This window comes from Gluconacetobacter sp. (assembly GCF_047721585.1).
Lineage (GTDB): Bacteria > Pseudomonadota > Alphaproteobacteria > Acetobacterales > Acetobacteraceae > Gluconacetobacter > Gluconacetobacter dulcium.
The window spans coordinates 1-8,294 of sequence record NZ_JBDNXE010000153.1; the positions used below are offsets into that span (position 1 = coordinate 1).

Below are 8,294 nucleotides of genomic sequence, written 5' to 3' on the forward strand. Positions count from 1 at the left end.
GCTGATAGAGAATCACAAACGATTCCAATGATTCAAGATGTTCTTGGACGGACACCAAGAGAATTGGTAATATCCTTTAATTCAAAATAACCTTCATTCATATATACCTTATATATACTTTCACAGTTTGGTATATTTTGATAATTTAAGAGTTTCTGTCTAAAATTTCCAGTGCATCCAGTAAGATTTTTGAAATATTCTACCACAGAATTAAAATTTCCTCCCTTGGAATCAAAAACAAGGGCCCCTGCCTTGTTAAGATCGCCCGGAACTTGGGTTACCGTAATACCACCACCTATATCTAAATTAGACCCAGCCTGACGTGGAGTGAATTGAGAAAGTTCTTCTAACGCGTTTTGCGAAGCCACAGAGACAGCGTTGCCTGTTGTTGTCGCCGCAAGCGATTCAACAACCGAATGAGTTTCCACATCCAAAGCCGTCGCCAGTAATTCCTCCCCGCCCACGGCAAGGAGGTCTGCGGCGGCAACGGCCTCACCTGGTGGGGTCCCCATCACAGCCACCGTCGCAGCAAGGCCGAGCCACTGATCCTGTGTCTTGGGCATCAGACTATCAAGACCATTTCCAGCCGACGAAAATGTCTCCTGAAAGCCATTCGCCGCCGCCTGAAGCTGATCAGACGTATAATTCTTGACCGTCTCGTAAGTCGTCAGGCCGCCCGCGTCGATATCCCGCCCCAGAACGTCGTGATACAGGTCTTGAAGGGCCGCCTGCGCCCCAGAAGAATGCGCCACAGCACTCCGTACCTGATCGGGCGACTGCCCTTCGGAAAATTGCTGGTAGGCGACATGATGATCGCTCTCGCCCGCCGAATGGCCAAGCAGGTTCTGAGTGTCATCCGCGAAGTCCCGGTCGATATCCGACAGCTTGATCGGAACATACGCGCCCGATGACGACTGATAAGTCGCAATCCCCTTTCCGGAAGCACTCGTCAGATAGGCCACACCATTGATGACCGTGACGGCGTGGCCATGAACGGTGATGTGTATCGCCCCCCCCACCAGATGAAGGCGGCATATCAGACGGCCCCCTTGCGGGCGGCGAATAGCCACCGCCGCCGCCGGACCCGAATGATGGGTGAGTGCCTACAACAGTAATGCCTTCGCCGTCGCCGTCACCTCCCCCCGAATCGGAGACTTCCTCTCCGTCTCCAACGGACATGAGTTCCATGACGGCCATGACCGGGCGAGAGGATGGCGAGGACAGGGACCGGCTACTGCCTGCGATGCCCGTCATCTGTCCAGCGGGAGCAGCCATGTCTGCCGCGTTCGACGACGCGCCGGAACGGTGCGTTTGAACCACCGAAGCTTCAACGCGACCACGCCGCCCGTCATGCCGGGCGGCAAGCGCAGTCGGAAATGCCGGTTGCCGATGCGGAAGCAGTTGATGCAAAGGCGGCGACGCCGCACGCCAGCATCATACCCGGCACGGACCCGCACCAGATATGTATCCGCTCGGCTCTGACCGGCGCATGCCCGGCATGACCGCACGCCCGACACACGGAATCATCGCCATTTTCAGGGCTGAAGGCACTGCGAACGAACACAGGAATCACCCCTGAAAATTATCATCAAGTAACAACTTTAAAGAATGGCGATCCGTAACGAACAGGGCTCAGATCAGCAAGAATTATCCAGCCTCTCCGCCTGCCACCTCAGCACTGCCGAACGTGAGGCAGCGCCCGCCGCACAAATATGACAAACCCGCCACAGCCGACAATTGCAATAAATACGGAAAATACCAAATTTCGATCAAAAATCTTCATCATTATGCCAACAAAAACAATAAAAAGAGATATCAATACCGTACATTTTATCCATGAAGCGGCTCCACGCTTCATCCGCATCGCATAACCGTAACGATGAGAAACAGCCGCCGCCAGAAGAGCGAGGATCGGAGACCACGACAATAGAGAATGAAACGACTCCAGGCTGATGCGTCCCAGGTCGAACATCAGGGCAGCAAGCGCCAAGAGAAGATAGATAAGCGCCACAACAACGCACAATGCCGCTCTCATTCTTTCAGCGCCCTGCGTTTCCACTTTCACCCCCCACACCATCGCGTGCTGCAGCCAGACACCTGGCAGTCTCCCGCCGCGAAGCACATCACGATCCTCAACCGACGAACATGCCGGCAATCGTGGCGCTGGCGAAATTCGACAGCGACCCGGCAAACACCGCCCGCACCCCCATGCTGGCCACCTCCCCCCGCCGCTCGGGGGCAACGCTGCCGAACCCGGCAATCAGGATGCCCACCGACGACAGGTTGGCAAACCCGCACAGCGCGAACGAGGCAATCGCCAGCGCGCGCGGATCCAGCGTCGCATCATGAAAATGCGGCCCCAGCGCGACATAGGCCACGAATTCATTGAACACGAGCTTCTGCCCCATGATCGCGCCCACCACCCCGCTCTCCTGCCACGGCACCCCGATCAGCCACGCCAGAGGGGCAAAGATCACGCCGAAAATCGTCTCCAGCGACAGATTGCCCACGCCGAACCAGCCGCCCAGCCCATGGATCAGCCCATTGGCCAGCGCGATCAGCCCGATAAAGGCAATCAGCATCCCCCCCACCGCCACCGCCACGCCGACACCGCTGGCGGTGCCGATGGCGATGGCCTCGAAGACATTGACCGGATGCTCATGGCCGAACTCCAGATCGAGGCCCGAAACCCGCGTCGGCGTGCGCGACGGCATCAATATCTTGGCGAACAGCAGCCCACCCGGAATCGCCATCACCGACGCCGCCAGCAGGTAATCCATGGGCACGCCCAGCCCCGCATACCCCACCAGCACCGAGCCCGCGACCGAGGCCGTCCCGCTGCACATGACGGCGAACAGTTCCTCGCGCGTCAGCAGCGGCACATAGGGCCGCAGCGCCACCGGCATCTCGCTCTGGCCGAGAAAGATCGTCGTGACGGCGGAGAAGGATTCGATCATCGACGTACCCAGCACCCGCCGCAGCACCCCACCCAGCAGCCGCGCCAACCGCTGCATGATGCGGTAATAATACAGGATCGCGATCAGCGCCGAGATATAGGCGATCTGCGGCAATATCCGCAGCGCGAAGATAAACCCGCCGCCGGGAAACAGCGTATCCATGCGCGGCCCGACCAGCGGGCCGAACAGAAAGGCGCTGCCCTGCGCGCCATAGCCCAGCACGGTATCGACGGCGCCCGAAATCACATGCAGCGCCGCCCGCCCCGGCGGCACGAACAGGATCAGCCCGCCCAGCGCCACCTGCATCGCCACGGCGGCGAGGACGATCCGGGGACGGATGCCCCGCCGATCCGCCGAACACGCCACCGCCAGCGCGATCAGGCAGGCCAGCCCCAGAATTCCATGCAGGACCGCCATTCCACCCTACCAATTCAAAACCGCAATGACTTGCACCGTAACGACATTGTGCCCTGCGCGATATGCTGTCCAGAGTGGCGGATGCCGCCGCCCCTGCCCACTCGTGCGGCAACGGAAACTGCTCTAGGCTTCCATTCCCTTACAGGCGACAACAGATCGAATCGGCTCCATGACGACCGCGTACGACTTTACCCTCCCGGCCCTGGAAGGCGGCACGATCGACCTCGGCGCCCTGCGCGGCAAACCGGTGCTGATCGTGAATACGGCCTCGCAATGCGGCTTCACGCCCCAGTTCGAGGGGTTGCAGGCCCTGTGGTCGTTCTATCGCGGCAGCGGCCTGACGGTCATCGGCGTGCCGTCCAACGATTTCGGCAATCAGGAGCCCGGCTCCCCCGAACAGATCGCCACCTTCTGCGCCCGCAATTACAGCGTGACCTTTCCCATGACCACGCGCAGCCATGTCCGTGGCCCGGAGACGATTCCCCTGTTCCGCTGGCTGGGGCAGGAAGGCGGCGTGCTGGCCCGCCCGCGCTGGAATTTCTACAAATACCTGATCGGCCGCGACGGCACGCTGGCCAACTGGTTCGTCAGCCTCACCTCGCCCGACTCGCGGCGCATGCGCCTGGCCATCGAACGCGCGATTCTCGATCACTAACCCCCTTCCCGTCACACGAATCACGCTGGGCCGAAACCGCTTGGTCGTGCAGTATGCGCGCGGGAGGCGCCCGCCCATCCTGCGCGCGGCCAAGGCAGGAGGTCCCGTTTGCTCAAGGGTTTTCTCACCGTCGGCGGCTGGACGATGCTCAGCCGCGTGCTGGGCCTGGTGCGTGACCAGTTGCTGGCGGCCTTCCTGGGGGCCGGCCCGGTCCAGGATGCCTACCAGATCGCCTTCCGCCTGCCGAACATGTTCCGCCAGCTTTTCGGCGAAGGCGCGCTGAACACGGCCTTCGTGCCGATCTTCTCCGCCATGCTCACCACCGACGGCACCGAAAAGGCCCGCCGCTTCGCCAGCGAGACCCTCAGCGTGCTGCTGACCTGGCTGCTGCTCATCGCGGTGCTGGGCGAACTCTTCATGCCGCAGGTCGTCCGCGTCATCGCCGCCGGCTTCCCCATGGATGGCGAGCGCTACCATATCGCGGTCACGCTCAGCCGCATCACCTTCCCATACCTGGTGCTGATCTGCGCGGCGGCCCTGGTGTCGGGCGTGCTCAACGGCCTGCACCGCTTCGGCGTCGCGGCGGCGGCCTATGTCTCGTTCAACGTCGTGGGCATCGCGGCCATCCTCCTGCTGCCCTCGCTCACCGGCGATGTCGGGCGCGCCGCCGCCTGGGGCGTCACCCTGTCGGGCGTCGTCCAGCTCGGCCTGCTGCTGCTGGCGGTCCACCGCGCCGGCTTCCGCCTCATGCTGCTGCCCCCCCGCCTCACGGCGCGCATCCACCTCCTGCTCCGGCGCATGGCCATCGGCTGCCTGGGCAGCGGCATCAGCCAGATCAATCTGCTGGTCGATACCATGATCGCCTCGTTCCTCCCGGCCGGCAGCGTCTCGTTCATCTATTTCGCCGACCGCATCAACCAGTTGCCGCTGGGCGTGCTGGGGGCGGCGGCCGGCACCACCCTGCTGCCGGTCCTCAGCCGCCACGTCGCGGCCCAGGACCATGACGGCGCGCACAGCGCACAGAACCGCGCGATCGACTACGCCATGGTCCTCACCCTGCCCGCCGCGCTGGGCATGATCGTGCTGGCCCACCCCATCATCGCCACCCTGTTCCAGCACGGCGCCTTCACCGAGCGCGACGCCATGCTGTCGGCACAATCCCTGCGCGCCTTCGCCATCGGCCTGCCCGCCTTCGTGCTGATCAAGGTGCTGGCCCCCGGCTTCTTCGCCAGGGGCGACACCGCCACCCCGGTGCGCATCGGCCTGTTCACCCTCACCCTGAACTTCACCCTCAACCTGCTGCTCATGCACCCGCTGCTCCATGCCGGCCCGCCGCTGGCCAGCAGCCTGGCCGCCATCGTCAATGTCGGGATTCTCGGCTTCCTGCTGCGCCGCCGCGCGCTGCTGCGCATCTTCCCGGCCACGATCTCACGCGTCGTCCGGATGCTGCTCGCGGCACTCGGCATGGCGGCCATGCTGCTGATGCTGAACCTGACGGCCCTCGGCCCCCTGGCCGTCCATCACGGCCCCTTGCGGATCGTGGCGCTGATGGTCCTGGTCGCGGCCGGCATGCTGGCCTACGGCATCGGGTTGCAGGTCCTGGGCGTGATGGAACTGCGCGCCGCAATCGCCATGCTGCGCGGCCGCCTCGCCCGGCGGCGCGGCCGCACGGCATGAAACCGCTCCGCGAGCACCGCCCCTCACGGCCGTTCGTCCCGCATTTCCCGGCTGGCACATCGGCCACCGGCCCTGTACACAGGCCCGCATGACGCTCCCTTCCCCGGACGGCGCCACCCCCGCCATGGCGCAATGGTTTTCCCTGAAAGCCGAACATCCCGAAGCCCTGCTGTTCTTCCGCATGGGCGATTTCTACGAAATGTTCTTCTCCGACGCCGAAGCGGCATCGGGCGCGCTGGACATCTCGCTGACCACGCGCGGCACGCATGGCGACATGCCGATCCCGATGTGCGGCGTGCCGGTGGCGGCGGCCTCGGCCTACCTGGCCCGGCTGATCCGCCGTGGCTTCCGCGTCGCGGTGGCCGAGCAGACCGAACCGCCGCGCAAGCCCGGCAAGGGCGTCGCCAAGGGCCCGCTGGCCCGCGCCGTGGTGCGCCTGGTCACCCCCGGCACCCTGACCGAGGACGAGCTTCTGGAAGCCGGCCGGCAGAACCTGCTGCTGGCGGTGGCAGCCGGTGCCGGCCGCGCCCCGGCCAGCCGGGGCTGGGGCGTCGCATGGATCGACATCTCGACCGGCGCGTTCGAAACCGCGTCCCTCCCCCCCGACGGGCTGATGGACCTGCTGGGCCGGCTCGACCCGGCCGAGATCCTCGCCGCCGCCGGCATCGAACTGGGCGATTTCGACGCAAGACGCGCGCCGGAGGCCACCCCCCCGGCCGCCGCCACCGCCCGCCGCCGCGTGGCCGAGACGTTCGAGGTCGCCAGCCTCGACGCCTTCGGCACGTTCTCGGATGAAGAAGCCGTCGCCGCCGCAATGGCGCTCGACTACGTCCGCCGCAGCCAGGCCGGCCAGATGCCGCGCCTGGCCCACCCCCACGCCCATGAAAATGGCGGCATCCTGGGGCTGGACCCCGCCACCCGCACCAGCCTGGACCTGCTGCGCACCCGCGACGGCACCACCGAACACACGCTGCTGGCCAGCGTCAGCCGCACCGTCACCGCGCCGGGCAGCCGCCTGCTGGCGGAATGGATCGCCGCCCCCCTCACCCGATGCGCGCCGATCGCCGCCCGCCAGGACGGATGGTCATGGCTGATCGAGGAAGGCGGCGTGCGCACCGCCCTGCGCCAGGGCCTGCGCGGCACGCCCGACATCGCCCGCGCCCTGGCCCGCCTCTCCCTGGGAAGGGGCCTGCCGCGCGACGCGGCCGCCGTGCGCGACGGCCTCTCCATCGCCCGGCAGATCGCGGCGGCCCTGGCCGACGGCCGCGCGGCCCCACCTGCCCTTATCGCCGAGGCCATGGGCCACCTGGGCGGCGCCACCGCGCTGGAAGACCTGCTCAAACGCGCCCTGGCCGAATCCCTGCCCGCACGGGTCGAGGATGGCGGCGTCATCGCCCCCGGCTTCGACCCGGAACTGGACGCCGAACGCGGCCTGCGCGACGACAGCCGCCGCATCATCGCGGGTTTGCAGAACGACTACGCGCAGCAATTCGGCATCGCCAGCCTCAAGATCCGCCACCACGCGCAGCTTGGCTACGTCATCGAACTCCCCAGCGCCGCCGCCGCCCGCGTGCGCGACCGCACGGACCTGATCCTGCGCCAGGGCACCGCCAGCGCCGCCCGCTTCTCGACCGACGAACTGATCAGCCTCGACCGCCGCATCGCCGAGGCCGGCGACCGCGCGAGCACCCGCGAACGCGGCATCTTCACCGCCCTGGTGCGCGACATCCTGGCCGAACCGGCGGTCCCCGCCATCGCCCACGCGCTGGCGGTGCTCGACGTGCTGCAATCCTGCGCCGACCTCGCGGCCGGCGGCCTGTGGTGCCGCCCCGAAGTCACCGACGACGCCGCCTTCACCCTCACCGCCTGCCGCCACCCGGTGGTCGAGGCCGCATTGCCCCGCAGCGAGCGATTCACGCCCAACGACTGCGTGCTCGACCCCGCCCAGCGCGTCATGCTGCTCACCGGGCCGAACATGGCCGGCAAATCGACCTTCCTGCGCCAGAACGCCCTGGCCGTGATCCTGGCGCAGGCCGGGTTGCCGGTCCCGGCCAAGGCCGCGCGGATCGGCATCGTCGACCGCCTGTTCTCCCGCGTCGGCGCGTCGGACGATCTGGCGCGCGGCCGCTCGACCTTCATGGTCGAAATGACCGAGACGGCGGCGATCCTCAATCTGGCCGGCCCGCGCTCGCTGGTGGTGGTCGACGAAATCGGCCGTGGCACCTCCACGCTGGACGGTCTGGCCATCGCCTGGGCGGTGCTGGAAGCCATGCATTCCACGTTGCGGTGCCGTTCGATTTTCGCAACGCATTTCCACGAGCTGGCCGAACTGGCCGAAAGCCTCCCCCGCCTCTCCCCCCACACCATGAGCGTGCGCGAATGGAAGGGCCAGGTGGTGTTCCAGCACGAGGTCGTTCCGGGGTCGGCCCGCCGAAGCTGGGGCGTGCATGTGGCCCGGCTGGCAGGCGTGCCGGAGCCCGTGGTCCGCCGCGCGGCAAGGCTTTTGACCGGTCTGGAAAAGGAACGCGCGGTCGGCGCCCGCCCCCTGCCGCTCTTTGCGTCCCCCGACGCCCCGACCACGCCGGAAC

The 8,294-nt window shown here is 65.9% G+C and carries 6 protein-coding genes; 3 read left to right on the forward strand and 3 right to left on the reverse strand.

Features of this window, described 5'->3' with window-relative positions; translation table 11 throughout:
- Positions 1 to 32 precede the first annotated feature (32 nt).
- The 3 genes from ABF821_RS18480 to ABF821_RS18490 form a co-directional block, all read right to left on the reverse strand.
- Positions 33 to 1,070: a hypothetical protein gene (locus ABF821_RS18480; protein WP_415531139.1), complete on the reverse strand. Its 1,038-nt coding sequence runs from the start codon at positions 1,068 to 1,070 to the stop codon at positions 33 to 35.
- A gap of 602 nt (positions 1,071 to 1,672) precedes the next feature.
- Positions 1,673 to 2,065 carry a hypothetical protein gene (locus tag ABF821_RS18485; protein ID WP_415531140.1) on the reverse strand — a complete coding sequence of 131 codons (393 nt, stop codon included), beginning with the start codon at positions 2,063 to 2,065 and terminating at the stop codon, positions 1,673 to 1,675.
- Positions 2,066 to 2,132: 67 nt separating this feature from the next.
- Positions 2,133 to 3,374: a NupC/NupG family nucleoside CNT transporter gene (locus ABF821_RS18490; protein ID WP_183009739.1), complete on the reverse strand. Its 1,242-nt coding sequence runs from the start codon at positions 3,372 to 3,374 to the stop codon at positions 2,133 to 2,135.
- Positions 3,375 to 3,543: 169 nt separating this feature from the next.
- On the opposite strand from ABF821_RS18490, the gene ABF821_RS18495 reads away from it, so the two are divergent.
- From ABF821_RS18495 to mutS, 3 genes are all read left to right on the forward strand, one after another.
- On the forward strand, positions 3,544 to 4,029 hold the full coding sequence (locus ABF821_RS18495; protein WP_182975568.1) for a glutathione peroxidase: 486 nt from the start codon (positions 3,544 to 3,546) through the stop codon (positions 4,027 to 4,029).
- Positions 4,030 to 4,137: 108 nt separating this feature from the next.
- A complete protein-coding gene (gene murJ / locus ABF821_RS18500; RefSeq protein WP_415531141.1) occupies positions 4,138 to 5,706 on the forward strand; it encodes a murein biosynthesis integral membrane protein MurJ in 1,569 nt (522 codons plus the stop codon).
- An 88-nt stretch (positions 5,707 to 5,794) separates the two neighbouring features.
- Positions 5,795 to 8,294, forward strand: a 2,500-nt coding sequence (mutS, locus tag ABF821_RS18505; RefSeq protein ID WP_415531142.1) for a DNA mismatch repair protein MutS, incomplete at its 3' end; no start/stop codon positions are given.

Coding starts and splice junctions, on each gene's coding strand:
- ABF821_RS18490 (WP_183009739.1), bottom strand. CDS start 3,374: ATGGCGGTCCTGCATGGAATTCTGGGGCTGGCCTGCCTGATCGCGCTG.
- ABF821_RS18495 (WP_182975568.1), top strand. CDS start 3,544: ATGACGACCGCGTACGACTTTACCCTCCCGGCCCTGGAAGGCGGCACG.